This window comes from Mycolicibacterium sp. XJ870 (genome assembly GCF_053483975.1).
In genome coordinates, this window is the sequence record NZ_JBEFTI010000001.1 from 784,279 (window position 1) to 807,711 (window position 23,433).

The window sequence follows — 23,433 nt, forward strand, 5'->3', positions numbered from 1 at the left end:
AGTCAGGTGAATTAGCTGGTCAGCGGCATTCGGCGGAGGCCGCGCAGAGCAGTTCGGGCGGCAGGCCCGGCACCCGGCCGACGGCGTCGAGCAGCGCGTGTGCGCAGGTGTCGGCGACGAAGCCGGCGTCGATCGACGGGTCCATCACGCGCTGGCGGCACAATTCGAACGTCAACGCCAGCCAACCGTAGATGGTGGCCCGCAGGTCGCGTTCCAGCTTGGGATCCAGCGGCTCGGCCGCCGCGTCGGCGATCCGGCTCATGATCCGGTTGGCCTGCCGGTCGTTGTCGACGTCATCGATGCCGCGCAACACCGGGTCGGCGCGGCCCATCCCCATGTACGCCGCCCAGGCGCCGTGCGGGTGTTCCTCGTCGTACCGCAGGTAGGCGAGCACCCCGGCGCGCAGTTGGTCGAACAGGCTTTGCCCGGGCTCGGACGGGGGGTTGGTGGCGTCGAACAGCCGCTCACCCTCTGCGCGCACCACGGCGGCGAAGAAGGCGCGCTTGTCCGGGAAGTAGTGGTACATGAGGGCTCGGGACACCCCGGCGCGCTCGGCGATCTCGTCGATGCGGACCTCGTCGTAAGGCCGTTGGCCGAACACCTCGGCCCCCAACGCCAACAGCTCGTTACGTCTGTCGGCGGGGGAGAGTCGTCGTCTCGACTCGGCGCCCACGGCGTCAGCTTAACCCGGGGCCTTACTTGACACATGTGTAATAACGATGGAGTCTGGGAACATGACCGTCCTGGACCAACGGCATCCCTATCCGAAGCTGCCCCATCCACCGCGGCGAATCCCGTTCCTGGGCGACCTGTTCGGCTTCGACGCCGATTCGCCTACCCAGTCCGCCGTGGACCTCGCCCGACTCGGGCCGGTCTTCGAATTCCGGTTCCTCGGCGCGCGATACGTCGTCGCGGCCGGCGCAGACGCCGTCGTCGACCTCAACGACGAGACGCGGTTCTGCAAGCACGTCGGCCCCGACATCGAGGCGTTGCGGATCATCGGCGGCGACGGCCTGTTCACCGCCTACAACGACGAACCGAACTGGCTCAAGGCACACCGGCTGCTGATGCCGGCGTTCAGCCAGACCGCCATGCGTCGTTACCACGCGGTGATGTTCGACGTCGCAGCCGAGCTGACCGACCGCTGGGACACCAGAAGCGCGGTCGACGTATCGGCGGACACCACCCGGGTGACCCTGGAGACCATCGGGCGCTGCGCGGCCGGATACTCGTTCGGCTGCTTCGAGACTGACGCGACGCATCCCTTCGTCGAACACATGGTGTCCGCGCTGAAAGGCGCCGACCGGGTCGGGGTGTTGCGCGAAACCTTCCTGCCTGCATTCGTCGCCCGGCGCTACGAGCGTCGGGTTCGCCGCGACGCCGCGTACCTGCATCAGCTCGCCGACGACATCGTCGCGAGGCGCCGAGCCGAACGCCCGGGCGAGCGCGACGACCTGCTGGAGATCATGCTGGCGTCGGGACTCGATGCCGCCAACATTCGTTACCAGCTGATCAACTTCCTGGTCGCCGGGCACGAAACCACCTCGGGTGCACTGTCGTTCGCGTTGTACTACCTGTCGCGCCAGCCGGATGTGCTCGCCCGCGCCCGCGCAGAGGTGGAGCAGGTCTGGGGGGACGACGAACGGCCGGGATTCGAGAAGATCGCCAAACTGCGTTATGTGCGGCGGGTTCTCGACGAGTCGCTGCGACTGCAGCCGACGGTACCGGGGTACTACCGCGCCGCCCGCGAAGACACCGTGCTCGCCGGAGTCCATCCAATGCGCAAGGGGGACTGGGCGCTGGCGCTGACAGCGACGCTGCACCGCGATCCACGCTGGGGCCCCGATCCTGAGCGATTCGACCCGGACCGCTTCGCGCCCGAGCAAGTCAAGGCTCGCCCCGGCGGCCTGTACAAACCCTTCGGCACCGGTGAAAGATCATGTATCGGAAGGCAGTTCGCATTGCACGAGGCGGTGCTGCTGCTCGCAGTATTGATCCGCCGCTACGATCTGATCGCCGACCCGGATTATGAACTGCAGATCCAAGAGCGGCTGACGATGATGCCGTTCGGTTTCCGGCTCGGCATTCGACGGCGCTAGGTGTCCTCGTCCTCGCTGCGGGCCTCGGCACCGGTTTCACCGGCGTCGATTGCGTCGTCTGAGGTGGTGCGCCCGACATAGCGCCCGCCGGCCCGGGACGCAGCCACGTGCTCGTCGTCCTCGACGTCGGATTCGGACTTGTCGTCACTGCGATCTTCCCCGGGCCCAGACATGGTGCGGGCGTACCCCGGCAGGTTTGGAATGAAACATCGAGATCACGGGTACCTTCAGATCGTTAGACCGGTGTTAGACGAGGTCCGCACATGGAGTGGTTCACGGCACCCGAATACTGGTTGGCCAGGCAGGTGTTGCAGCGGGGGACCGCGGCGATCTACCTGATCGCGTTCGTCGCCGCCGCCCGCCAGTTTCGCGCGCTCCTGGGCGAGCGCGGGTTGCTGCCGATACCCCGATTCCTGGCGCGCAACTCGTTCCGAAGCGCGCCCAGCATCTTCCACTTCCACTACTCGGACCGCTTCTTCGCCGCCGTCTGCTGGCTCGGCATCGCGGTCTCGGCCGCACTGGTTGCCGGGGTCGGGGATCTGGTGCCGTTGTGGACGGCGATGCTGGCATGGCTGCTGATCTGGGTGCTGTACCTGTCCATCGTCAACGTGGGTCAGGCGTGGTACTCGTTCGGGTGGGAGTCGCTGCTGCTGGAGGCAGGGTTTCTGGCCATCTTTCTCGGTAACGATCGAGTCGCCCCACCGGTTCTGGTGTTGTGGCTCGCGCGCTGGCTGCTGTTCCGGGTCGAGTTCGGAGCCGGGATGATCAAGCTGCGGGGCGACCGCTGCTGGCGTGATCTGACGTGCCTGTATTACCACCACGAGACGCAGCCGATGCCTGGTCCGCTGAGCTGGTTCTTCCACCACCTGCCCAAGCCGCTGCATCGAGTTGAGGTGGCCGGCAACCACTTTGCGCAGCTGATCGTTCCGTTCGCACTCTTCGCGCCACAGCCGGTGGCGAGTATCGCCGGCGGGATCGTGATCGTGACGCAGCTGTGGCTGGTCGCGTCCGGCAACTTCGCCTGGCTGAACTGGATCACGATCATCGTGGCGTTCAGCGCGATCTCGGATTCCGCACTGGCCACGATCCTGCCGGTCCCGGCCGCGCCCGCCTTCTCCGAACCACCGTTGTGGTTCCTGGCCGCGGTCATCGCGTTCACCGCGATGGTGGTGTGCATGAGCTTCTGGCCACTGCGCAACCTGGTGTCGAAGCGGCAGCGAATGAACATGTCGTACAACAGTTATCACCTGGTCGGCTCGTACGGCGCGTTCGGCTCGGTCGGGCGCACCCGCGACGAGGTGGTGATCGAGGGCACCAGCGATGACGAGTTGACCGATCACACAGAGTGGAAAGAGTACGAGTTCAAAGGTAAACCGGGCGACGTCCGCCGCCGGCCACGCCAGTTCGCCCCATACCATCTGCGCCTGGACTGGCTGATGTGGTTCGCCGCGATCTCACCGGCTTACGCGCAGCAGTGGTTGCGCACCTTCGTCGAGCGGCTCTTGGACGGGGACAGGACCACACTCAAGTTGTTGCGCCACAATCCATTCCCGGATGATCCGCCGCGCTATCTGCGGGCACGCCTGTACCGCTACCGATTCAGCACCTGGCAGGAACTCCGCCGTGAACACGTGTGGTGGAAACGGACCCTGCTGGGCGACTATCTGCCCCCGATGGCCCTGCGTGGCGTCACGTCCAGATCAGAAGATCCTCAACACCGTTGCTGAATACGACGCTGTCGGGCGCCGGTCCGACGACATCGAAGTACACGCCGCCGGTGGTCGCGTTGCCCTGGGTCAACGGCGTGGGATTCACCCCTTGAGTAGTCGGCACGGTGAAAAGCGCACGGTAATTCTGTCCGCTCTCAGCACGGGCATTGAAGTCCGTGATCACCGGAGTCACAGTGCCCTGGACGGCCGTGGCCGTCGTCGTCGCCTCCCAGAGTTGTCCGGCGACGGGATGCGGAATCTGGTCATCACTCGGCCGCAGATCGCTCACCGTCCAACCCGTCACGGACATACCGGTGGCGTCCGGAAGATCCTGCTGCATGCCGAAGCTGCGGACAGTCGTATACGCCGAAGCGGGTGATGCGGTCAACAACGCTGCTGCTGAAGTCGCCAGCACTGCAGAGGTCATCGCCGCCGTCTTGGTCGTCTTCATAGGAATCTCCTATTCGGTCGGCGGCAGCCGCCCTGCACGGGCGGTCACCTTCGGTTTGTCGCCCCTCTTGGTGCCCTACCCGTAATCCCGGAAGAACTAACCTTCCCGCAGCGACCGCTGGTAGCGGCGCATGCCGGCGATCCAGCGGTCGTAATCGGCTCCCTTGTGCCGGTACATGTCGAGCACCTGCGGGTGTGGCAGCACCAGAAATCTTTCCGCGCGAACCGCTTCCACCGTGGCCTCAGCGACCTCGTCTGCACCGATGACAGTGCCGGACCGCACAATCGATTCGGCGCCGATCTGTGCATCGAGTTCGTCGGCGCCGCGAATCGCCTGGAGCATCGGGGTGTCCACGCCCAGCGGGCATACGCAGCTCACGCCGATGCCCTCGTCGCCATAGGTGATCGCCAGCCACTCGGCGAATCCGACCGCAGCATGTTTGGTGACGGCGTAACCGGCCGCACCGATCTGTGACAGCAGGCCCGCCGCCGAAGCCACCGAGACGAAATACCCGCTTCCACGTGAACGCCACTGGGGCACAAGCACTTCTGCTGCACGGATATGGGCGCGCAAGTTCACGTCGAGGATGCGGTCCCAGTCTTCTTCCGTGCCGAGCCCACTCGTTCCGATGATCCCGGCGTTGGCGACGTAGATGTCTACAGGTCCCAGTTCGGTTCGGGTAAGCGCCGCAATGTCAGTGGGGTCGGTCGCGTCGGCCCGCACCGCCAGTGCGGTACCGCCGGCCGAGGAGATCTGCGCGGCGGTGTCGGCGGCAGCTGCCTCGTTCACGTCGCCGACGACCACCCGGGCGCCGGCTGCGGCGAACGCCTCGGCCAGCGCACGACCGATTCCCGAACCGCCACCCGTGATCACGGCGGCTTTGCCGTTGATGTCCATGCCTCTTGCTTACCGTCCTTGTCCACCGAGATCCCAGCTGGGGTGGTGAGGGACTTGTTACTTGCCCGTGTCCGGGGTTCATCAGGCGGAAACAAACCGTCTCTAGCTTATGGATCCAAGCTTGGATCCAGAACGCGATGGCTTCCGATCAGAGGAGAACACATGATCCCCCCGACGGCACCTGGAATTCACATAGGTGGGTTGACCAAGCGGTTCAAGGTGGGCCGGTCGGAAGTCACCGCCCTCGATGGCGTCGACATCCAGTCTGAACAGGGGGAGTTCGTAACGCTTCTGGGACCGTCCGGATGCGGCAAGAGCACAGTCCTGCGGATCCTGGCCGGGCTGGAAGTTCAGAACGCGGGTACCGCGCTGGTCCACGGCGAAACTCCGCACGACATGCGCAGGCATCATCATCTCGGCATCGCATTTCAGGACTCGGCGCTGTTGCCGTGGCGATCCGTTCGGTCGAACATCCGACTGCCGCTCGAGGTGTCGAAACAGAAAGTTTCCGACGAGTTCGTTCAGGAACTCATCGACCTTGTCGGCCTGACCGGGTTCGAGGCGGCACGCCCCGCCCAACTATCCGGCGGCATGCGCCAACGGGTGTCCATCGCCCGTGCTCTGGTGGTGAAGCCTCGGGTCCTGCTTCTCGACGAGCCGTTCGGCGCCCTGGACGACATGACCCGCCAGGCGCTGAACATCGAACTGCTCCGGATCTGGACCGAGCGGCCCGCGACGACCCTCATGGTGACGCACGGCATCGCTGAGGCGGTGTTCCTGTCGGACACCGTCGTGGTCATGAGCCCCCGGCCCGGCCGGGTGGTGAAGTCGGTACAGATAGACCTGCCCAGGCCGCGATTGCCGGAGATGATGCGCACCAGCGAGTTTCACGAGTACGTCGATCTGCTGTCGTCCATTCTGTTCGGCATCGACGAGGCCGAGGTGCGGGTGCCCGTGGACAGCGGGCGGCGATGACATACAACCGATTCAGTGGCCTCGCCGGTTCCCTGCTCGTGCTTGTCGTATGGCAGGTCATCGGCATGACCGGGATCCTCGGGCCCGGCATTGCGGCACCAACGGAGATCTTGGCGGGCGTGGTGTCGGACGGCCCGGATTTCTACGGAATCCACATACCGGTCACCTTGGCGTCGGCGTCGATTGGCTATTTCTGGGGCAATCTCGCTGCCATCGCCTGCGCTGCCCTTGTCACCACCGTGCCCGCACTGGAGAAGCTGGTGCTGCAGGCCGGGATCGCCTCGGCGTGCATCCCGTTGATCGCGATCGCGCCCATCCTGGCGGCCTGTTTCGACGGCATGGTGACCTCGGCGATCATGGCGGCCGTCTCGGTCTTCTTCACCACGCTGGTGGGCACGATCAACGGTCTGCGCCATGCGGATTCACTCAGTAAGGATCTGGTGCGCGCCTATGGCGGTGGCCAGTACCTGGTGCTACGCAAGGTCGAACTGCTATCGGCGCTCCCCAACGTCCTGACGGCACTGAAAGTCGCTGTGCCCGGGGCGATTCTGGGTGCGATCATCGGTGAGTTCATGGGCCAGGAGCGTGGCCTGGGTGCGGCGCTGGTGGTCGCGCAGTCCTCCAGTGATGTCGTCCGGACGTGGGGCATCACCCTGGTGTCGAGTCTGATCGCGGGCCTCGCCTTCGTGGTGGTCAACGCGATCGAGAAGATCGCCACGCCGTGGGCGGCCGGAGTAGCCGGAGGCAAAGCATGACAACGATTTTCCAAGCACCCGCCCCGGCGGCCCGCAGCGCGGTACGCACCCTGCTGACCTCCCTCGGAGCGGTGCTGGCCATTCTCGTGGTGTGGACGCTGTTCATCGGCCTGGTCGATGTCAGCTCATATGTCGCGAAATCGCCGGTTGACGTGTGGAACTACCTCTTCGCGGACGCGGATGCCGCGGCCCACCGGGCGGGTATCGCGTCTAATCTGGCCCGCACCCTCCTCGACGCTTCGTATGGATTCGTCGCCGGACTGGCCGTGGCGGCCGGCGTTTCACTGCTGTTCTATTTCTCCAGCACGGTGGAGAAGATGTTTCTGCCGTCCGTCACCGCACTGCATGCGATCCCCATGGTCACCATCGCGCCGATTCTCGTACTGATCTTCGACCGCGGAGTGGTCGGCACGGCTGTCATCGGAGCCGCGATCGTCGTGGTGCCCGCGCTGCTCACCATGCTGCACGGGATTCGCAGCACGCCACGAACCGATGTCGAGATGATTGTGGCGTATGGCGGGTCGACGCTGTCAGCCTTCTGGAAGGTTGCGCTACCGCATGCCATTCCGACCTGGTTCGCGGCGGCCCGCGTGGCGGTGACGACCTCGGTGGTCGGCGCACTGCTCGCCGAGTGGCTGGCTACCGGCCACGGGCTGGGCGGTCAGATGCTCAGGGACGCCAACGAATTCGAGTTCGCGCGGTTGTGGTCCTCGGTCGTGGTGCTGACCGTCACCTGCATTGTCGTCTACCAGATTGTCAGCGTCATCGAAGCCGCTGTCGCCGCCCGTATGAGTGCTCCACGCTGAGCACGCCACCTATCACCCGAACGGACATATCTGATGAGCAAACATCTCGACCGTCGACAGTTCCTCACCCGGGGGCTTGCAGTCGGAGGCCTCGCGCTTGCCGGGCCCGCCGTCCTGTCTGCCTGTGTCTCAGGTGAATCCAGCGGAGCCGCCAACGGCTTCGGCGTGGCCTCCCAACGGCTCGCGTGGATCAAGAACACCCAGTTCGCCGGCAGCTACATCGCGGACAAGAAGGGCTACTACATCGACGCCGGGTTCAGCGGCGCCGATCTGGTCTCCGGTGGACCGACGGCTCCACCGATCGAATCCGATGTGTTGTCCCGCACCTTCGCCGGGGTAAGTCAGGTGCCGATCACCGGTTCCGCCGTGGCGAAGGGAGCGCCGCTCAAAATCGTCGGCGCGGTCTACAGCCGTTACGCCGGTTGCATCATGACGATGGCGGACAAGCCCGTCAACACCCCGGAGGACCTGTACGGCAAGACGATCGGATGTGCGTCGTCGAGTGAGCCCGTCTGGCGGAACTTTCTCGCCGCGCTGAAACTCGATGAGTCCCGGATCAATACGGTCCCGGTTCAGGGTGATCCCATCGGCATGACGGTCGGTGAGATCGACGGTTACCTCGGATTCATCAACAGCCAGGTCGTCGACCTCCGGCACCGGGGCTTCGACATCAACACGATGCTGCTGGCAGATGTCGGCTTCCCACTCGTCGGGCAGACCTACATCACCACACAAGAGAACATCGACAAGAACCGCGACAAGCTCAAAGCTTTCCTGCACGCGGAGATCCGCGGCTGGCGGGAGGTCCTCGACAACCCGCAGATGGCAACCGATCTCACAGTCAACGAGTACGGCAAGGACCTGCATCTGGACCCGAAGGCGACATACGACTGCTGCCTCGCCGGTAACGAGCTGATCCGTAATGGCCAAGCCGCACAACAATTGGTGGCGATCTCCGACGAGACCGCGGCCGCCAACATCGAAGCCATCGCCGCTGGTGGGCTGAACCTGTCCGTCGAGGATCTGTTCGAGCCCGGACCGATTCGCGAGGTCTACGAAGAGAACCCGGATCTGGCGCTTGCTTAGCAGCACCCACTGACTTTCCCCACCAACAGAAAGGTCGAGATATGACCGCTCCGATCACGCCGGACCTCATCGTGACCGGCGGAATCGTGGTGTCTCACGATGGTCGCCGCCGCCAGGACGTCGCCGTCGCCGAAGGCCGTGTTCTCGCGGTCGGTGACAACCTCGCGGTAGGCGGGGTCCCGACTGTCGATGCATCTGGGCTGCTGGTGCTCCCGGGTTTGGTGGACGTCCACGTACACCTTCGCGAACCGGGAATGACTGAGAAGGAGGACTTCGCGAGTGGCACGTCGGCCGCAGCAGCGGGCGGGGTGACGACGGTCGTCGACATGCCCAACACGAAGCCGCCCGTGGCAACTGCGGAGCGCTACCGGCAGAAGCTGGACTTGGTGAAGAGCAAGGCGTACGTCGACTTCGGCCTCTACGGCATGCTCGATCACGACAACGCGCGCGAGATCGCCGGCATGGCCGAGTTGGGCGCGATGGGCTTCAAACTCTTCATGGGGCAGACGACGGGTGACAACCGCTGCCCCAACGACGCCGCGATCTTCCGTGGCCTGGAAGCAGCTGCCGACGTGGATCTCGTGGTCGGCGTCCACGCCGAGAATGACCACTTGCTGCGCATGTTCGGCGACCGTCTCCAGGCACAGGGGAGGCGCGATCCCCGGGCTCACCTGGAAGGCAGGCCGGCGTTCGTCGAGGTGGAGGCGATCACCCGGATCATCACCATGGCCACCGAGGCCAACACCAAGTTGCATATCCATCACCTCTCCACGGCCGCCGGGCTGCAGCGAGTGATGGATCTGCGGGCACAGGGCCACAAGGTCAGCATCGAAACCCTCGTGTCGCATCTCTTCCTCGACGACAACGCCTATGACACCTACGGAAATCTGATCAAGCTCAATCCGCCGATCCGCCCGGCCACCGACGTCGCCGCGCTGTGGGCGGGCATCGATCGCGGTGATGTCGACGTGGTGGCAACCGATCACGCCCCGCACACCGTTGCCGAACAGGCGGAGACCGACGTGTGGAAGGCCTACGGCGGATTCATCGGTGTCGAGACGATGCTTCCGTTGATGCTGACGGCCGCCGCGCAGGGCAGGCTGACCATCGAAGACATCGTGCGACTGTGTTCCTACACTCCGGCACGTCTGTGGTCGATGGCCGACAAAGGCCAGATCGCACCGGGTTTCGATGCCGACTTCGTACTCGTCGACCCCGGCGCCGAGGTGGTGCTCGATCAGACCGCACTCCATTCCAAACACAACGTCACGCCGTACAACGGGTGGGAGTTGACCGGCAATGTGGTGGCCACCTATCTCCGCGGCGGGCTGGTCTACGAGAAGGGCGAGGTGGTCGGCGAGCCCGCCGGTCGCCAGGTGAAGCCCGCAAGGAGCACCAAATGACCCCGTTGACTCTGTTGGGCGACGACGGCGCGACGACCATGCGCGCGGCCGTCGCACAGTGTGTCGACGAGGTCGGCAGTGTGTCCGTCGGATCGGCGGAACCCGGCCCGGCGGTGATCGCGGGCATCGGTACCACCGCTGCCCACGCGTTGAACGGCAGGCTTCTGCACGACGCCCTGCGCGCCCGGGGTGTCGACCTGGCCGGCACCCGATTCTTCGAGAATCCCGGTGAACTGCTGAAGGATTCGAATTGGACGCTGGCGCTGGTACTGAGCCCGTGGAAGCAGGCGGTAACCCCGCAGGTGCCCACTTTGACCCCGTCGGCCACGCAGACCGGGGTCGTTGACACCATCGTCCGTGAACCCGTGGGGACGATCGGTGTCAACACCAACAGCTGGGCGGCCCAGGCGGCCATGGAGACGCTGATGGGTGGCAGAGTCCCGGAATCGATTCTGGTGCTGGGTTCGGGTGGTTCGTCGAACTCGGTGGCGTTGGCCTGCCGTCGCGCCTGGCCTGCCGCCCGGCTGATCGGTTCGGCACGCAACGCCGAGGCACTCTCGGTGTGGGCGCAGCGATTCGGGGCCGAGTATGCAAGCCCCGCTGGGCTCGCCGACTTGCTCGGATCCGAGTCGCCTTCGCTGCTCGTCAACACCACGACATGGGGTGAGACCGATGCTTCTGAAGAATTGCCGTTCGTATTCGAATTCAGCCGGCTGTCCTCGCCCGGCAACCAGTTCTTCGACCTGAACAACCGGGTGAGCGCCTTGCAGACATCGGCGCTGCAAGCGGGTATGAACGTGATGTCAGGCACCTTCATGCAGCGCGCGACCAACGCCTGCCGGGCCGCATTGTCGAAAGCGAGCATGTGATGAGCCTGTTGGACAGTGTCATCACCACGCAGACCGGGGAGCCCGTGAGCGTGCGCGAGCGCGTGTACCGCTATCTTCGCCAGCAGATCACCACGGGTGAATACGGTGGCGGTATCCGGCTCACGGAGGAGGAGATCGCCGAGGACCTCGGGGTGAGCCGGACACCGATACGAGAAGCGTTGCAGCGGTTGACCAGTGAAGGTCTCGTCGAGCGGGTCCGGCGCGGGCAGCTCGTCGTGGTGGAGGTCGACGCCGCGGCGCGCGCCGAGCTGCACGAACTTCGCGTTGCGTTCGACCAGGTTGCTGCCAAGCTGATCACCTCCAAAACCACTGAGGTGGAGTGGGATTCGCTGTATGACATGCTGACCCCTCTGGGGGCCGCATTGCGCGAACACGGGGTCGGCAGCCCGCAGTACGCGATGGCGCATCTGGAGTTCCACATGGCCATCAACCGCGCCGCGTTCTGCCCGGTCACCTCGTCATTCCTGGAGCGGCAGGCGTTCCTGTATCCAACCGACGATTACGTGCAGCAGCCCGGACATGAACCAATTTCCCAGCACCGCACCCTGCTTGACGATCTCGCCAGCGGTGACCTCGAGCGCGCTGCCACCGCAATGCGTGTGCACGCACTGCGGGGTCATGGCAACACGACGCTGAGCTGACCTACCTTCAGATGGAGCTGTAATGTCACACGACACTGTCCTGATGTTCGTCAACGGCCAGGCGATGAGCGGCGGCCCGCTCAACGACGCCCTGGCCTCTGCCCGGTTCGTCGGACAGGTACGAACCGCCCCCACCTATCGCTTCTTCTCCTTCGACGACGTGTTTCCCGGGCTTGCGCGGGTGCCGGCCGGCGGCTGGTCGGTACCCGGTGAGGTCTACGAAGTCACATACGCCGAACTGCGCGAGAAGCTGCTACCGCGCGAACCGGCCGAACTGGAGCTGTCGGTGATCGAACTCGAAGACGGCCGTGGGGCGCTGAGCATGGTGTGCCGATCGTTGCCGAGCAACGAATCCCAAGCCCGCGAGATCACCGTTCCCGGCGGCTGGCGCCAACATCTCGGCGTGCCCGCCCGCTGATGGGAATTCTCCACGCCGGGATCGACCCAGGAACTGCGGACCACTATCTGTGGTGCACCCCCGAAACCATCAGTTGGGGAACGCTTCCCACACCCGAGACGGCACCGGTGCTCACCGTGGACAGCGGCCGGACGATCACGTTCGACACGGTCTCGCAGGAAGGGCTGATGGAGGATCAGGGCCGCGACCCCGTGGCCTACTTCGGCAGGCACGGCGTCGAGCGCGCTGATGTGCTGACCGATGCCATCGATCTCGCGGCATCCGACCTGCGTAAGCCGGTACCGCCGAAGGCGCCACACGTGGTGCTCGGACCCGTCGGAGTCCGCGGGGCGCAACCGGGTGACTGGCTTCGCGTCGAATTCCTCGATCTGCGACCGCGCGTCCCGTACGGAGTCGTCTCAAGTCGGCATCAGCGCGGTGCGTTGCCCGACCGGCTGCCACGGGAAGCAGATGGCAGCATCCCCGCCGTGTTCAGCAAGTTCTGCCGGCTCGACGGCACCGGGGCCCGTGCGGTGTTCGAATTCGGCGGCGGCAGAGCGACGATCGGCATCCGGCCGTTCATGGGGTTGTGCGGTGTCACTCCCGCCGGTGCGGAACCACTGAGCACAATCCCGCCGGGCCCGTTCGGGGGCAACATGGATGTGCGCGACATCGTCGTCGGCACCTCTCTTTACTTGCCGGTGCAGGTGCCCGGTGCCGGGTTCTTTCTCGGAGACCCACACTTCGCGCAGGGCAACGGTGAGATCGCGCTGACCGCACTGGAAGGATCGCTACGGGTCACCGCGCGCCTGACCGTGGTGAACACCCTGACCCCGGCTCGTGCGCCGATGCCGTTCGTAGATACCGACGATCACTGGATCATCCTCGGCATGAACGAGAGCCTTGATGAGGCGATGCGGCAGTGCGCCCAGTTGTCGGTCGATTTCCTGGCTGCGCACACCGGTATGACGCCCAGCGAGGCCTACCTGTACCTCAGTGCCGCAGGGGACTTTTCGGTCACCCAGGTGGTCGACATCGTCAAGGGCGTGCACTGCTCAATCCGCAAAAGCGACTTCTGCCAGGAGGGCCATGTCTGAGTCACCGAACGCGCACGGACGAGCCGTTCCGGCGTTGTACAACGCGACGTTGCCGGACGGGCGGGTGGTCGACGTGCACCTCGTCGACGGACGGGTGCACGATGTCGTTCCCGCGGCGGGACGGTTGCCGGTCGGCGACGAGCTCGATCTCAGCGGGCATCTGCTGCTCACTGCGCCGGCAGAGCCGCACGCACACCTCGACAAGGCGCTTTCCTTTGATGAGATCCGCCCTCCCATGGGTGATCTCGGCGCAGCGATCGCCGCTTGGGAGAATCACACCCCGACCTTGACGGTCGAGGGCATCGCCGAGCGTGCCCGCCGGGCGGCACTGCTGATGCTCGATAACGGGACCACCTCAGTTCGTACCCACGTCAACCTGCTGCGGGGCGATGATCCGCTGCGTGGAATCCGCGCGCTGGTGGCGGTGCGCGATGAACTCGCCGAGGTCATGGACATCCAGATCGTCGCCATGGCACCGTATTTCGCCGGCGACGACGCTGTGCACGCCGCGCTGGACCTGGGCGCGGAGTTCGTCGGCGGACATCCGCATCAGACGCCTGATCCAAGCGGAAACCTGCAGCGGCTGTTGGCGATTGCGCGAGCCCGCAACGTCGGGGTGGATCTGCACACCGACGAACAGCTCAATCCCACGGTGCTGACACTGGAAGAACTCGCGCATTCGGTGCGGGACTGGCCCAAGTCGATGCCGGTGACGGCGGGGCACTGCGTCAGCCTGGGCCTGGTACAGCCCGACATACTCGACCGCGTGATCCGTGCGGTGAAAGCCAGCGATATCGGGATCGTGAGTCTGCCGATCACCAACCTCTACCTGCAAGGCTGGGCTGATCCCGTCGCCACACCGCGCGGCCTGACTGCTGTCCGGGCGCTTCTGGATGCTGGTGTACGGGTCGCCGGTGGCGCGGACAATGTCCGGGACCCGTACAACCCGCTCGGCCGCAGTGACGCGCTGGAAACCGCGATGCTGCTGGTGACCGCGGGCCATCTGTCGGTCGGCGAGGCATACCGCGCAGTCAGTGATGGTGCGCGAAACATCATGGGCCTGCCTGCTGCCGGGGTGTGTGCCGGGCTGTCCGCCGATCTCCTGGCCATCCGGTCATCGAGCCTGGAGGAGGCGGTGGCCAGCGCCCCACACGACCGGACCGTGCTGCGCCGCGGAAGGCTGGTGTCCATCAGCCGTACCAGTCGGTCCTGCGCGGTTACCCGAAGTGCACGCCCTGGGCCAGTGGCAGTTCCGACGAGTAGTTGACGGTGTTGGTGGCGCGACGCATGTAGGCCTTCCACGCGTCCGAGCCTGATTCGCGGCCACCCCCGGTGTGCTTCTCACCGCCGAACGCCCCGCCGATCTCGGCGCCGGAGGTGCCGATGTTGACGTTGGCGATGCCGCAGTCGGAGCCGTCGGCCGCCATGAACCGCTCGGCCTCCCGCACGTCGGTGGTGAAGATTGCCGAGGAAAGGCCCTGCGGCACTGCATTGTTCAGCGCGACGGCCTCATCGAGATCGTCGTAGGTGAGGACATAGAGGATCGGCGCGAAAGTCTCGGTGTGCACCACCGCCGTCTGGGCGGGCATCACGACGACGGCGGGGGCGACGTAAAACGAGGTATCACCGGCCTCGCCGTCGAACATCCGGCGTTCACCGCCGAACACCTTCCCGCCATCAGCGCGCGCCTGATCGAGCGCACCGACCATGTCGCGATAGGCGCGTTCGTGGATGAGTGGCCCGACGAGCGTGCCCGCATCGCCCGGATCACCAATGGGCAGGCTCTGGTACGCCGACACGATCCGCTGGACCAACTCGTCGGCCACCGAGGAGTGGGCGATCAACCTGCGCAGGGTGGTGCAGCGCTGACCCGCGGTTCCCGCGGCCGAAAAGACGATGGCGCGCACTGCCAGATCGAGATCGGCCGACGGGGTGACGATGGCTGCGTTGTTGCCGCCCAGCTCGAGCAGTGCTTTGCCGAAACGGGCCGCCACCCGCGGGCCCACCTGCTGACCCATCCGAACCGATCCGGTGGCGCTGAGCAGCGCTACTCGCGGGTCGTCGACCAGGCGTTCGCCGAGCTCGCGGCCGCCCTTTAGGAGCCGGGCCACCGCCCGGGGTGCTCCGACGTCGGCCGCCGCCCGTTCGATCAACGCCTGGCAGGCGATCGCCGTCAGCGGCGTCAACTCTGAGGGCTTCCACACCACCGTGTCGCCGCACACCAGCGCGACCGCGGTGTTCCACGACCACACGGCGACCGGGAAGTTGAATGCGGTGATGACGCCGACGACGCCCAACGGGTGCCAGGTCTCCATCAGGCGGTGACCCGGCCGCTCGGAGGCGATGGTGCGGCCGTACAACTGCCGGGACAGGCCGACGGCGAACTGGCAGATGTCGATCATCTCCTGCACCTCGCCGAGCGCCTCGGAGGTGATCTTGCCGGCTTCGACCGTGACGAGGGTCGCCAGATCGGCTTTGTGCTCGACGAGCAGCTCACCCAGGCGAGCGACCAACGCGCCCCGAACGGGCGCGGGGGTGGTACGCCAGACAGAGAACGCCTGTGCGGCTTCACTTATCGCGGCGTCGGCCTGCTCAGGGGTGTCCTCGGCAAGGGTGAACAGCACGTCGCCGGTGATCGGGGTGCTGGCGTGCATGCGGCCGCTGGATATCGCCGCCGGGGCGGCTCCGTGTTGGGCAGGTGGGCCGAGGGTGACGTTCGCGCCGATCGCGTCGAAAGCTTGCCGCACCTTCGCGCGCAGATCGTCGACGGTAGGTAGCTGGGTCTGTTCGGTTGTGGTCATCTCGCGTCCTTCTGCTGGGCTACATCGGGATGTGAAAGAGCTACAGTGCGGGCCATGGGCGAACCGGACGAGCAGCCGCTGGATGGGGTCGACCGGATCCTGGTCCGGGAACTTGTGGCCGACGGACGCGCGACGCTGGCGCATCTGGCGTCGGCCGCCGGGCTGTCGGTGTCGGCTGTGCAAGCTCGGGTGCGCCGGCTGGAGTCACGCGGCGTGGTGACCGGGTATGCGGCTCGCCTCAATCCGGAAGCGCTGGGCAGCATGCTGTCGGCGTTCGTGGCCATCACTCCTCTCGATCCGTCTCAACCCGATGATGCGCCTGCGCGGCTGGAGCACATCCCCGAAATCGAATCGTGCCACTCGGTGGCCGGGGAGGAGAGCTACATCCTGCAGGTGCGCGTGGCCTCGGCGCGTGCGCTGGAGGACCTGCTGCAACGGATCCGGACGGCGGCGAATGTCCGCACCCGAAGCACCGTCATCCTGCAGTCATTTTACACCGGCAGAGACTACATTCCGTAATCGTTACGGTTAGCAAGCGCAGACACCGTAAATAATACGATAACGTTGTGGCATGACCGCACTGCTGACACAGTCACAATCCGTCACGCCCGACCGGGTGCGCGAGGTGCTGGCCCGCAGCATTCTGGCCGACGGTTTCGATTTCGTCCTCGACCTGGACCGCTCCGCGGGCTCGCATCTGGTGGATGCCCGTACCGGTGAGCGATACCTGGACATGTTCACGTTCTTCGCCTCGTCGGCGTTGGGCATGAACCACCCGGCACTGGCCCACGACGCGGAGTTCCGCGCCGAACTGGCGCAAGCCGCGGTGAACAAGCCGAGCAACTCCGACATCTACAGCGTTCCGATGGCGCGCTTCGTCGACGCCTTCCGCCGGGTGTTGGGGGATCCGGCGCTGCCGCACCTCTTCTTCGTCGACGGCGGTGCCCTTGCGGTGGAGAACGCACTCAAGGTGGCGTTCGACTGGAAGAGCCGGCACAACGAGGCGCAGGGGAGGGATCCGGCCCTGGGTACCAAGGTGTTACACCTGCGCGGCGCGTTCCACGGTCGCAGCGGCTATACCCTGTCGCTGACCAACACCGATCCGGTGAAGGTGGCCCGGTTCCCGAAGTTCGACTGGCCCCGCATCGACGCGCCGTACCTTCGGCCGGGGGCCGACATCGCCCGGTTGGAAGCGGAATCGCTGCGTCAGGCCCGGGCGGCGTTCGAAGCCAACCCGCATGACATCGCCTGCTTCATCGCCGAACCGATCCAGGGTGAAGGTGGGGACCGGCATATCCGGGGCGAGTTCTTCGCCGCGATGCGTGACCTGTGCGACGAGTTCGACGCGTTGTTGATCTTCGACGAGGTCCAGACGGGCTGCGGGATCACCGGAACCGCTTGGGCGTACCAGCAATTGGGCGTGACGCCCGATGTGGTGGCGTTCGGCAAGAAGACGCAGGTGTGTGGAATCATGGCAGGAACCCGCGTTGATCAGGTGCCCGACAACGTGTTCGCCGTCAGTTCCCGGATCAACTCGACGTGGGGCGGCAACCTGGTCGACATGGTGCGTTCGCGGCGCATCCTCGAGGTGATCGAGACCGACTCCCTGCTGCAGAATGCCGCCGAAGCGGGCAGTTACCTGCTCGACGAGTTACGGCTGCTGGCAACGGAATTCCCGCAGACTGTGCTCGACCCACGCGGTCGTGGTCTGATGTGCGCCTTCAGCATGCCGTCGACCGCCATGCGCGACGCGCTGATCGGCCGGTTGTGGGATCGGCACGTGATCATGTTGCCGAGCGGGACCCATTCGGTGCGGTTCCGGCCGGCGCTCACGGTGACCCGCGTCGAGATCGACGCCTGCCTGGCGGCTGTGCGCGCTGCGCTGCGTTAAGTGAGATCCGGTGAAGCCTCGGAGATCACCCGGCGGATGATCGATCTCAGCCGAGGCAGCTCGGCCCCGCTCACCAGCTCGCAACCGTGCAACTCGGCGAGTTTGTGTGCGGCCGGGGTGAAACCGTTGTTGGTCACCACCATGGTCTTGGCGCAGTCCTGCATGGGCGCCCCCGCAACGACTTCTTGGACGGCGCCGGCACCGACTGGCCGGGACTGCCTCTTGCATTGAATGGCCACCCGATTGGGCCGTCGGCCGACGATGAGATCGACTCCCCAGTCACCGGTGACCGGGGTCATGATGACCGGCAGCCCACAGGACCGGACGATGCGTGCCACGTGGTCCTCGAACTGCTCACCCGACATCTCCGCGGCCGGGTCCTCCCGTGGAGCAGGGGTGGCGGCGCCGTTGAGCGCACCCAGCAGAAAACGCGGCGCAACGGCAAGGGCCATTGGCACCGCGACGCCGATGGCCAGACTCCACGCCGTCTCGACCCCGGCGAGGTGGCTCGCGGCCGCCGACGATGCGCCTGCCACCAGGTACAGCTTCGTCCGGAGCGAGATCACGGGCCGAATGCTAATTGTCAGCGCTGACAGAAATCTCCGGTTGAGCACGCTGCTCACCGCACGCCAGCGGGTCGATCCCGAGGTTTAGGCACCCGGACTCCCGGGAAAACTTTCGTGGCTAGACCACAGCGGACCGGGAGATAGAGCAATGGCGATTTGCGCCACGTGTGGAAATGACTATGACAAGGCGTTCACGGTGAGCTGGGGCGGCAACACCGAGACGTTCGACAGCGTGGAGTGTGCGGCCGTCCGGATCGCACCTGAGTGCGCGCACTGCGGATGCCGGATTCTCGGCCATGGCGTGGAGGCCGGCGAAACGATGTACTGCTGCGCGCACTGCGCGCGCGAGTCCGGACATTCCGCGCTGGTCGACCGCCAGGCGGGCTAGCAGGTGACCAACTCGTCAAATCTCTGCGCGTTGGCACTGATATGCAGCCTCAAACGCAGCCCGGCAGAGTCGAGCAGTGAGCTGATCGCCCGGCAGGTTTGCGACAATCTCGCCGCGCTCGGTGTCAGCACCGAGTGCCTGCGATGTGCCGATTTCAAGATCGAGCCCGGCGTTGAGCCAGATATGGGTGGCGGTGACGAATGGCCCGGCATCCGGCAGAAAGTTCTGGACGCCGACATACTGCTGATGTCGACGCCTGTCTGGCTCGGCCACCCGTCGAGCATCGCGCAGCGGGTACTCGAGCGCCTCGACGCCGAGCTGTCCAACACAGATAAGGCGGGCCGGCCGGTGCTCGCAGGCAAGGTCGCGGTGGTGTCGGTCGTCGGCAACGAGGACGGCGCCCACAAGACCGTCGCTGATCTTTTCCAAGCGCTCAACGACGTCGGGTACACCATTCCCGCCCAGGGATGCACGTACTGGAACGGCGAGGCCATGCAGGGCCGGGACTTCAAGGACCTGAACGAAGTCCCTGATCCTGTCGCCAGTGCCACCGCGGCATCGGCGCGCAATGCGGCACACCTGGCCGGCCTTCTCAAGGGCGGGGAGTATCCGCGTTACGGCTGACTTGATTGGCCGACAACGAATTCCGCCGAAACCCGATCGAGAGGAAGCAGTGATGAAAGGTCCAGACGATCCCGTCGACCACGCCCGAACCACGAGACCGCATGCCGGCGAGACGATGAAGGACAACCGAAACATGCCGGCCCTCGCCATGATCGGCATTGGACTGGTGTTGTTCGTGAGCTGCCTGGCCGCCTTCGCGACCGGACATCCCGACGTCGGGCTGATTCTGGCCATCTTGGCGGCGGTGGGCATCCTCGGCGGCGGGCTGTGGCTCGCCATCGCGCACCAGCGGGTGCGGCGTATCGAGCAACGTTGGTACGCAGACCATCCCGACGTGTCACGGCAAGAACCCAGCAGTTAGCGAGAACCTGATTACGAGAGATGGCCCAACCGATACCCGGCTGGGCCATCTCCATTCAATGCCTTACGGCCGCTGGTGGGCCTGTTCGCGCTCTTCAGCAGCCTTGGCTCCGGCGCGGGCCGAATCGGCCTCCGCTTCCTTCTTGGCGGCATCCTGCTGGGCATCGGCCTTGTCCTGCTGGGCCTTGCCTTCGCGGACGAGGTCGTCCCGGCCGGTCACCGTGCCGACGGCTTCCTTCGCCTTACCCTTGGCGTCCTCGACGACGCCCTTGATTCCTTCTTGAGGTCCTGAGTTCTTCTCGGTCATGGCTACCTTTCCGCTACGTGGAGTGGATTGGTCATCCACACGCGTTTCCCGCGCATCCGGTGGATTCCCGGTACCCGCGAGGCCAAAACGTGACCTGCTGAACAGGATGGCGACAACCAGGACGTTTTTGCCGGGCGCAGGGTGGGTACTGGAAGGTATCCAGTCTTCGCGAAAGGATGCAGATGACCGCTGTCGCCGCCGCGGGTGTTTATCGACCGCAGGAAGATTCGCAACTGTTGATCGAGGCACTCGAGCGCAGCGATCTGGTGCAGGACCGAAGGGCCGTGGACCTGTGTACCGGCAGCGGTGTGGTGGCGATCGCCGCAGCGCGGTTGGGGGCGCACACCGTGACCGCGCTCGACATCTGTCCGACCGCGGTGCGATGTGCCTCCGTCAACGCGTTGGCGGCCGGCGTCGAGATCGGGGTGAAGCTCGGCTCGTGGAATGAAGCACTGGAGTACGAGCCGTTCGATCTCGTCGTGTGCAATCCGCCGTACGTTCCCACCAGACCGGACATCGATCCGACGACGATCGCGCCATGGACGGGCCCGGCCACCTCGTGGAACGGCGGGGAGGACGGGCGCATGGTCCTGGATCCGTTGTGCGATTCGGCCTCGGGCATGCTGGCGCGCGGCGGTGCGATGTTTCTCGTCCAGTCGGAGTACGCGGGTGTCGACGAGTCGCTGGCGCGGTTACGCTGCAATGGCTTGAACGCCGAAGTCTGTGCTGCCCAAACGATTCCATGGGGGCCGGTGGTGTCCGCGCAGGCCGGTTGGTTGAAAGAAACTGGGAGACTGCACCATGACCGGTGTGACGAGGAGCTGGTCGTGATCCGGGCGGACAAGCCATGAGCGATAGACCGAGCGAGACCCGGTTGGTGCGGCTGACCGACCGCGGGCCGATGTTGGTCGAAGGGCCGGTTCGCATCGAGTTGCCAGATGGCTCCACCGTGGAATCCGACCGATTCATGGTGGCGATCTGCACCTGCCGGCGATCGAAGACGTATCCGCTGTGCGACACCAGCCACCGCAAGATCAGGAGATCAACCAAGCGGTCGGCATAGCGAACTACGTTCGTCCGTCCAGCTTTTCATCAAATGATCTGCGAGCCGGCCTTCCATCGCGTCGAATGCCCGGATGCCGAACACCACGTCGGCGTCGAGGTCGGGTTCGCGGGCCACCAGGTCTCCGATCACGTCGAGGCGCACCACCTGCTCGTGCACCGCGTCGGCCTCGACGTGTTCGCGGTAGAACCGAACGCACGCCTCCGGAGCGGCAAGCCGTTCCAATGCCGCAACCAATCGCTGGGATCCTGGCGGCGAGGTGATCTCGGTAGCGGCGAAATGGCCTGCGGCCGCTCCCCGCAATCGGCGGTGCAACCCGAACAGTGACATCAGGTTCACCACCGCAAGCGACTCTGCCGGTACGGCATTCAGATAGCCCAAGTAGCTGCAGTCCAAATCGGCGGCTGCCAACAGGTCGGCGAACAGTTGTTGGTGAACCTGACTGCCGCGGCCGCCTCCGTATTCGTCGAACTCGACGGCCACGAAAGAGGCTTTGGCCTGACCGGCCAGCCGGGGGATCAGCCACGCGTGGGGGTCACCCTCTTTGAGATGGTAGAGGGAGCGGTGGACGAAATACTCCTGCATCTGCTCCCATGTGCCGCGATCCCGTAGGTGATAGGACGGGCCCGTACCGTCCGCCGGTTCGACCGAGAGCCGGTCCATTTCATCGGTCGCTGTCACATCCGGAGGAATCACACCCACCTCGGCGCGTATAGCGGCCAGGAACAGGCGTTCAAGCTGCGAACGCAGATGGAGTAGCCCAGCGGTCCACTCCCAGGCGGAGTCGACGCCGGCGAACCCCCGGTAGTGCAGCTCGTAGCAGACGTAAAGCGCCAACTGGACATCGATCCCGAGCGGATCGGAGTCCCGCAACGGCACCCATACCGGCTCGAGATGATTGTGGGGCGCGCGACCTCTCAGTTGCTCGATGACGGTCGCGGAGACGGGGCCGTGTGCATCAGGTAAGCGGGGCTGCACCGGGGCGGGGAAAGTCGTCATGTTGCGCGCTGAATTCCCTCTTTCAGGCATGTTGTAAACATTGTCGTTGCTGTGCGTCGGCATGGCAAAAGATTCGATGCCAAGGCCGTCGTCGTGGGTTCTCCAACGCGTCGCAGCGCGTACCGTCTTAGGTGACTGAACAGTGGGGCAAAGGCAACAAGGGGACAGGTGGGTGACTCGCCGCACGGTGCATCGGACTCCTCGGACCGTGATTCGGGAGAGTCCGGTCACCGGCGTGCCGGCGGAGCGGGGTTGTTCGTCGGCATGGGTGCGATCTGCGATACCCCAGCGCGGTTGACCGGTGCTGACGGCGCGGCCGTCGCCGCCCCACATCGACTTGAGGGACGTCGATGACTGACGCGGACCGTACCGTGAGTGTCCGGTCGGCGATGGCTGACCTTGCCGCAAACTTCATCAGCGGCACCGACATTGACGCCATCCTGGAAACGGTCACCACCCGCGCGGTGGAATTGATCAGCGACGTCGACTTCGCCGGCGTTCTCCTGATCGACGCACATCGATACCGGTCGATCGCACCCACCGCGGCGATCGCCACCCACCTCGACAACATTCAGATCGAGCTGCAAGAAGGCCCCTGTCTTGAGGCTGCCACCGACAATCCGGCAATCCTGTGCCCGGATCTGGCATCAGAGACGCGGTGGCCGGACTTCGCCGCCGCCGCCGTCGCTGCGGGTGTCGGCGCCATGATGTCGTTTCAGCTGTACTCCTACACCAAATTGATGAACGCTGACCGAGGTCGAGGTGCACTCAACCTCTTCAGCCAAAGCAGATGCGACTTCAGCGTCGAAGATCAAGCGGTCGGCGCGATGCTGGCCACCCACGCCGCGACTGCACTGATCGCAGCAGACCGACAAACCCAATTCGAGTCCGCCTTGGCTAGCCGTGACATCCTCGGCCAAGCCAAAGGCATTCTGATGGAACGCTTCAAGGTCGACGCCGTCCATGCATTCGACCTGCTGGTCAGACTCTCCCAGGACAGCAACACTCCTGTCCGCGTCGTCGCCCAGCGCATCGTCGACAGCACCTGACGTCCGCCGGGATGAAACTCAACGGGAGCCGACGTCTGGGTCGTCGTCGGCCGGCGGTTCGGGGTCGCGCCACTCCTCGACCCGGCTCGACCGGTTGCCCTGGAGAGTGCCGCTCAGCTCCTTTTTGAGTTGATCATCTTCGCGTGGGCTGTGCTTCGAGCTCTCGCGTTCCATCATCA

Annotated in this window: 29 protein-coding genes; 20 read left to right on the forward strand and 9 right to left on the reverse strand. The window is 65.2% G+C overall.

The window, feature by feature from the left end; translation table 11 throughout:
- Positions 1-19 precede the first annotated feature (19 nt).
- A complete protein-coding gene (locus tag ABQF30_RS03935; RefSeq protein ID WP_448461248.1) occupies positions 20-673 on the reverse strand; it encodes a TetR/AcrR family transcriptional regulator in 654 nt (217 codons plus the stop codon).
- 61 nt (positions 674-734) lie between these two features.
- Between ABQF30_RS03935 and ABQF30_RS03940 the strand changes: the two genes are divergently transcribed.
- Positions 735-2,099 (forward strand): cytochrome P450, encoded by a 1,365-nt coding sequence (locus tag ABQF30_RS03940; protein ID WP_448461250.1) that lies wholly within the window; start codon positions 735-737, stop codon positions 2,097-2,099.
- Here ABQF30_RS03940 and ABQF30_RS03945 read toward each other — a convergent pair.
- Entirely contained in the window at positions 2,096-2,272 is a 177-nt protein-coding gene (locus tag ABQF30_RS03945) for a hypothetical protein (RefSeq protein WP_448461252.1), read from the reverse strand. The genes ABQF30_RS03940 and ABQF30_RS03945 overlap by 4 nt on opposite strands.
- Before the next feature lie 90 nt (positions 2,273-2,362).
- Between ABQF30_RS03945 and ABQF30_RS03950 the strand changes: the two genes are divergently transcribed.
- A complete protein-coding gene (locus tag ABQF30_RS03950) occupies positions 2,363-3,826 on the forward strand; it encodes a lipase maturation factor family protein (RefSeq protein WP_448461254.1) in 1,464 nt (487 codons plus the stop codon).
- Here ABQF30_RS03950 and ABQF30_RS03955 read toward each other — a convergent pair.
- Both ABQF30_RS03955 and ABQF30_RS03960 read right to left on the reverse strand, forming a co-directional pair.
- The gene (locus tag ABQF30_RS03955; protein WP_448461256.1) at positions 3,789-4,259 is read right to left on the reverse strand and encodes an MPT63 family protein; all 471 of its coding nucleotides are present in this window, start codon (positions 4,257-4,259) and stop codon (positions 3,789-3,791) included. The two genes, ABQF30_RS03950 and ABQF30_RS03955, sit on opposite strands and share 38 nt — an antisense overlap.
- 96 nt (positions 4,260-4,355) lie before the next feature.
- Positions 4,356-5,156 (reverse strand): SDR family NAD(P)-dependent oxidoreductase, encoded by an 801-nt coding sequence (locus tag ABQF30_RS03960; protein ID WP_448461258.1) that lies wholly within the window; start codon positions 5,154-5,156, stop codon positions 4,356-4,358.
- A 162-nt stretch (positions 5,157-5,318) separates the two neighbouring features.
- Here ABQF30_RS03960 and ABQF30_RS03965 point away from each other — a divergent pair, with 162 nt between their 5' ends.
- The 10 genes from ABQF30_RS03965 to ABQF30_RS04010 are packed head-to-tail and all read left to right on the forward strand — an operon-like array spanning position 5,319 to position 14,473.
- Complete coding sequence (locus ABQF30_RS03965; RefSeq protein ID WP_448461260.1) at positions 5,319-6,131, forward strand: ABC transporter ATP-binding protein; 813 nt, start codon at positions 5,319-5,321, stop codon at positions 6,129-6,131.
- Complete coding sequence (locus tag ABQF30_RS03970; protein WP_448461262.1) at positions 6,128-6,886, forward strand: ABC transporter permease; 759 nt, start codon at positions 6,128-6,130, stop codon at positions 6,884-6,886. The genes ABQF30_RS03965 and ABQF30_RS03970 overlap by 4 nt, the downstream gene beginning before the upstream one ends.
- Entirely contained in the window at positions 6,883-7,692 is an 810-nt protein-coding gene (locus ABQF30_RS03975; protein WP_448461263.1) for an ABC transporter permease, read from the forward strand. Before ABQF30_RS03970 ends, ABQF30_RS03975 begins: the two co-directional genes overlap by 4 nt.
- 33 nt (positions 7,693-7,725) lie before the next feature.
- A complete protein-coding gene (locus tag ABQF30_RS03980) occupies positions 7,726-8,778 on the forward strand; it encodes an ABC transporter substrate-binding protein (protein WP_448461265.1) in 1,053 nt (350 codons plus the stop codon).
- 41 nt (positions 8,779-8,819) lie between these two features.
- Positions 8,820-10,181, forward strand: a complete 1,362-nt coding sequence (gene allB / locus ABQF30_RS03985) for an allantoinase AllB (protein WP_448461266.1) — start codon at positions 8,820-8,822, stop codon at positions 10,179-10,181.
- Entirely contained in the window at positions 10,178-11,050 is an 873-nt protein-coding gene (locus ABQF30_RS03990; RefSeq protein WP_448461268.1) for a hypothetical protein, read from the forward strand. Before allB ends, ABQF30_RS03990 begins: the two co-directional genes overlap by 4 nt.
- Entirely contained in the window at positions 11,050-11,712 is a 663-nt protein-coding gene (locus ABQF30_RS03995) for a GntR family transcriptional regulator (protein WP_448461270.1), read from the forward strand. The genes ABQF30_RS03990 and ABQF30_RS03995 overlap by 1 nt, the downstream gene beginning before the upstream one ends.
- Before the next feature lie 22 nt (positions 11,713-11,734).
- Positions 11,735-12,130, forward strand: a complete 396-nt coding sequence (locus ABQF30_RS04000) for an allophanate hydrolase-related protein (RefSeq protein WP_448461272.1) — start codon at positions 11,735-11,737, stop codon at positions 12,128-12,130.
- On the forward strand, positions 12,130-13,206 hold the full coding sequence (locus ABQF30_RS04005) for an acetamidase/formamidase family protein (protein ID WP_448461274.1): 1,077 nt from the start codon (positions 12,130-12,132) through the stop codon (positions 13,204-13,206). The genes ABQF30_RS04000 and ABQF30_RS04005 overlap by 1 nt, the downstream gene beginning before the upstream one ends.
- Complete coding sequence (locus tag ABQF30_RS04010) at positions 13,199-14,473, forward strand: amidohydrolase family protein (protein WP_448461275.1); 1,275 nt, start codon at positions 13,199-13,201, stop codon at positions 14,471-14,473. The genes ABQF30_RS04005 and ABQF30_RS04010 overlap by 8 nt, the downstream gene beginning before the upstream one ends.
- Here ABQF30_RS04010 and amaB read toward each other — a convergent pair.
- The gene (gene amaB, locus ABQF30_RS04015) at positions 14,424-16,007 is read right to left on the reverse strand and encodes an L-piperidine-6-carboxylate dehydrogenase (RefSeq protein ID WP_448461277.1); all 1,584 of its coding nucleotides are present in this window, start codon (positions 16,005-16,007) and stop codon (positions 14,424-14,426) included. The genes ABQF30_RS04010 and amaB overlap by 50 nt on opposite strands.
- A gap of 54 nt (positions 16,008-16,061) precedes the next feature.
- Between amaB and ABQF30_RS04020 the strand changes: the two genes are divergently transcribed.
- Both ABQF30_RS04020 and lat read left to right on the forward strand, forming a co-directional pair.
- Positions 16,062-16,526, forward strand: a complete 465-nt coding sequence (locus tag ABQF30_RS04020) for an Lrp/AsnC family transcriptional regulator (RefSeq protein WP_448461278.1) — start codon at positions 16,062-16,064, stop codon at positions 16,524-16,526.
- Positions 16,527-16,578: 52 nt separating this feature from the next.
- A complete protein-coding gene (lat, locus tag ABQF30_RS04025) occupies positions 16,579-17,898 on the forward strand; it encodes an L-lysine 6-transaminase (protein WP_448461280.1) in 1,320 nt (439 codons plus the stop codon).
- On the opposite strand, the gene ABQF30_RS04030 is transcribed toward lat, so the two are convergent.
- Positions 17,895-18,464, reverse strand: coding sequence for a restriction endonuclease (locus ABQF30_RS04030; protein WP_448461281.1), 570 nt, complete (start codon positions 18,462-18,464; stop codon positions 17,895-17,897). The two genes, lat and ABQF30_RS04030, sit on opposite strands and share 4 nt — an antisense overlap.
- 148 nt (positions 18,465-18,612) lie before the next feature.
- Here ABQF30_RS04030 and ABQF30_RS04035 point away from each other — a divergent pair, with 148 nt between their 5' ends.
- From ABQF30_RS04035 to usfY, 3 genes are read left to right on the forward strand one after another with little or no spacing between them, the layout of a single operon-like run.
- On the forward strand, positions 18,613-18,852 hold the full coding sequence (locus ABQF30_RS04035; protein ID WP_448461283.1) for a metallothionein: 240 nt from the start codon (positions 18,613-18,615) through the stop codon (positions 18,850-18,852).
- A 3-nt stretch (positions 18,853-18,855) separates the two neighbouring features.
- Complete coding sequence (locus tag ABQF30_RS04040; protein ID WP_448461284.1) at positions 18,856-19,476, forward strand: flavodoxin family protein; 621 nt, start codon at positions 18,856-18,858, stop codon at positions 19,474-19,476.
- A 52-nt stretch (positions 19,477-19,528) separates the two neighbouring features.
- The gene (usfY, locus tag ABQF30_RS04045; RefSeq protein ID WP_448461286.1) at positions 19,529-19,837 is read left to right on the forward strand and encodes a protein UsfY; all 309 of its coding nucleotides are present in this window, start codon (positions 19,529-19,531) and stop codon (positions 19,835-19,837) included.
- Between the two features lie 63 nt (positions 19,838-19,900).
- On the opposite strand, the gene mbp1 is transcribed toward usfY, so the two are convergent.
- Positions 19,901-20,143 carry a microaggregate-binding protein 1 gene (mbp1, locus tag ABQF30_RS04050; RefSeq protein WP_448461288.1) on the reverse strand — a complete coding sequence of 81 codons (243 nt, stop codon included), beginning with the start codon at positions 20,141-20,143 and terminating at the stop codon, positions 19,901-19,903.
- Between the two features lie 182 nt (positions 20,144-20,325).
- Between mbp1 and ABQF30_RS04055 the strand changes: the two genes are divergently transcribed.
- Entirely contained in the window at positions 20,326-20,994 is a 669-nt protein-coding gene (locus ABQF30_RS04055; RefSeq protein ID WP_448461290.1) for a HemK2/MTQ2 family protein methyltransferase, read from the forward strand.
- Positions 20,991-21,206 (forward strand): CDGSH iron-sulfur domain-containing protein, encoded by a 216-nt coding sequence (locus ABQF30_RS04060; RefSeq protein ID WP_448461291.1) that lies wholly within the window; start codon positions 20,991-20,993, stop codon positions 21,204-21,206. Before ABQF30_RS04055 ends, ABQF30_RS04060 begins: the two co-directional genes overlap by 4 nt.
- Here ABQF30_RS04060 and ABQF30_RS04065 read toward each other — a convergent pair.
- Complete coding sequence (locus ABQF30_RS04065; RefSeq protein ID WP_448461292.1) at positions 21,186-22,205, reverse strand: iron-containing redox enzyme family protein; 1,020 nt, start codon at positions 22,203-22,205, stop codon at positions 21,186-21,188. The two genes, ABQF30_RS04060 and ABQF30_RS04065, sit on opposite strands and share 21 nt — an antisense overlap.
- A 350-nt stretch (positions 22,206-22,555) precedes the next feature.
- On the opposite strand from ABQF30_RS04065, the gene ABQF30_RS04070 reads away from it, so the two are divergent.
- On the forward strand, positions 22,556-23,254 hold the full coding sequence (locus ABQF30_RS04070; protein ID WP_448461294.1) for a GAF and ANTAR domain-containing protein: 699 nt from the start codon (positions 22,556-22,558) through the stop codon (positions 23,252-23,254).
- Positions 23,255-23,272: 18 nt separating this feature from the next.
- On the opposite strand, the gene ABQF30_RS04075 is transcribed toward ABQF30_RS04070, so the two are convergent.
- Positions 23,273-23,428 carry a hypothetical protein gene (locus ABQF30_RS04075; protein WP_448461295.1) on the reverse strand — a complete coding sequence of 52 codons (156 nt, stop codon included), beginning with the start codon at positions 23,426-23,428 and terminating at the stop codon, positions 23,273-23,275.
- Positions 23,429-23,433: the final 5 nt, after the last annotated feature.

Excerpts from the sequence above, each read along its gene's own strand:
- ABQF30_RS03940 (WP_448461250.1), top strand. The coding sequence starts at position 735 with ATGACCGTCCTGGACCAACGGCATCCCTATCCGAAGCTGCCCCATCCA.
- ABQF30_RS03945 (WP_448461252.1), bottom strand. The coding sequence starts at position 2,272 with ATGTCTGGGCCCGGGGAAGATCGCAGTGACGACAAGTCCGAATCCGAC.
- ABQF30_RS03950 (WP_448461254.1), top strand. The coding sequence starts at position 2,363 with ATGGAGTGGTTCACGGCACCCGAATACTGGTTGGCCAGGCAGGTGTTG.
- ABQF30_RS03955 (WP_448461256.1), bottom strand. The coding sequence starts at position 4,259 with ATGAAGACGACCAAGACGGCGGCGATGACCTCTGCAGTGCTGGCGACT.
- ABQF30_RS03960 (WP_448461258.1), bottom strand. The coding sequence starts at position 5,156 with ATGGACATCAACGGCAAAGCCGCCGTGATCACGGGTGGCGGTTCGGGA.
- ABQF30_RS03965 (WP_448461260.1), top strand. The coding sequence starts at position 5,319 with ATGATCCCCCCGACGGCACCTGGAATTCACATAGGTGGGTTGACCAAG.
- ABQF30_RS03970 (WP_448461262.1), top strand. The coding sequence starts at position 6,128 with ATGACATACAACCGATTCAGTGGCCTCGCCGGTTCCCTGCTCGTGCTT.
- ABQF30_RS03975 (WP_448461263.1), top strand. The coding sequence starts at position 6,883 with ATGACAACGATTTTCCAAGCACCCGCCCCGGCGGCCCGCAGCGCGGTA.
- ABQF30_RS03980 (WP_448461265.1), top strand. The coding sequence starts at position 7,726 with ATGAGCAAACATCTCGACCGTCGACAGTTCCTCACCCGGGGGCTTGCA.
- allB (WP_448461266.1), top strand. The coding sequence starts at position 8,820 with ATGACCGCTCCGATCACGCCGGACCTCATCGTGACCGGCGGAATCGTG.
- ABQF30_RS03990 (WP_448461268.1), top strand. The coding sequence starts at position 10,178 with ATGACCCCGTTGACTCTGTTGGGCGACGACGGCGCGACGACCATGCGC.
- ABQF30_RS03995 (WP_448461270.1), top strand. The coding sequence starts at position 11,050 with ATGAGCCTGTTGGACAGTGTCATCACCACGCAGACCGGGGAGCCCGTG.
- ABQF30_RS04000 (WP_448461272.1), top strand. The coding sequence starts at position 11,735 with ATGTCACACGACACTGTCCTGATGTTCGTCAACGGCCAGGCGATGAGC.
- ABQF30_RS04005 (WP_448461274.1), top strand. The coding sequence starts at position 12,130 with ATGGGAATTCTCCACGCCGGGATCGACCCAGGAACTGCGGACCACTAT.
- ABQF30_RS04010 (WP_448461275.1), top strand. The coding sequence starts at position 13,199 with ATGTCTGAGTCACCGAACGCGCACGGACGAGCCGTTCCGGCGTTGTAC.
- amaB (WP_448461277.1), bottom strand. The coding sequence starts at position 16,007 with ATGACCACAACCGAACAGACCCAGCTACCTACCGTCGACGATCTGCGC.
- ABQF30_RS04020 (WP_448461278.1), top strand. The coding sequence starts at position 16,062 with ATGGGCGAACCGGACGAGCAGCCGCTGGATGGGGTCGACCGGATCCTG.
- lat (WP_448461280.1), top strand. The coding sequence starts at position 16,579 with ATGACCGCACTGCTGACACAGTCACAATCCGTCACGCCCGACCGGGTG.
- ABQF30_RS04035 (WP_448461283.1), top strand. The coding sequence starts at position 18,613 with ATGGCGATTTGCGCCACGTGTGGAAATGACTATGACAAGGCGTTCACG.
- usfY (WP_448461286.1), top strand. The coding sequence starts at position 19,529 with ATGAAAGGTCCAGACGATCCCGTCGACCACGCCCGAACCACGAGACCG.
- mbp1 (WP_448461288.1), bottom strand. The coding sequence starts at position 20,143 with ATGACCGAGAAGAACTCAGGACCTCAAGAAGGAATCAAGGGCGTCGTC.
- ABQF30_RS04055 (WP_448461290.1), top strand. The coding sequence starts at position 20,326 with ATGACCGCTGTCGCCGCCGCGGGTGTTTATCGACCGCAGGAAGATTCG.
- ABQF30_RS04060 (WP_448461291.1), top strand. The coding sequence starts at position 20,991 with ATGAGCGATAGACCGAGCGAGACCCGGTTGGTGCGGCTGACCGACCGC.
- ABQF30_RS04065 (WP_448461292.1), bottom strand. The coding sequence starts at position 22,205 with ATGACGACTTTCCCCGCCCCGGTGCAGCCCCGCTTACCTGATGCACAC.
- ABQF30_RS04070 (WP_448461294.1), top strand. The coding sequence starts at position 22,556 with ATGACTGACGCGGACCGTACCGTGAGTGTCCGGTCGGCGATGGCTGAC.
- ABQF30_RS04075 (WP_448461295.1), bottom strand. The coding sequence starts at position 23,428 with ATGGAACGCGAGAGCTCGAAGCACAGCCCACGCGAAGATGATCAACTC.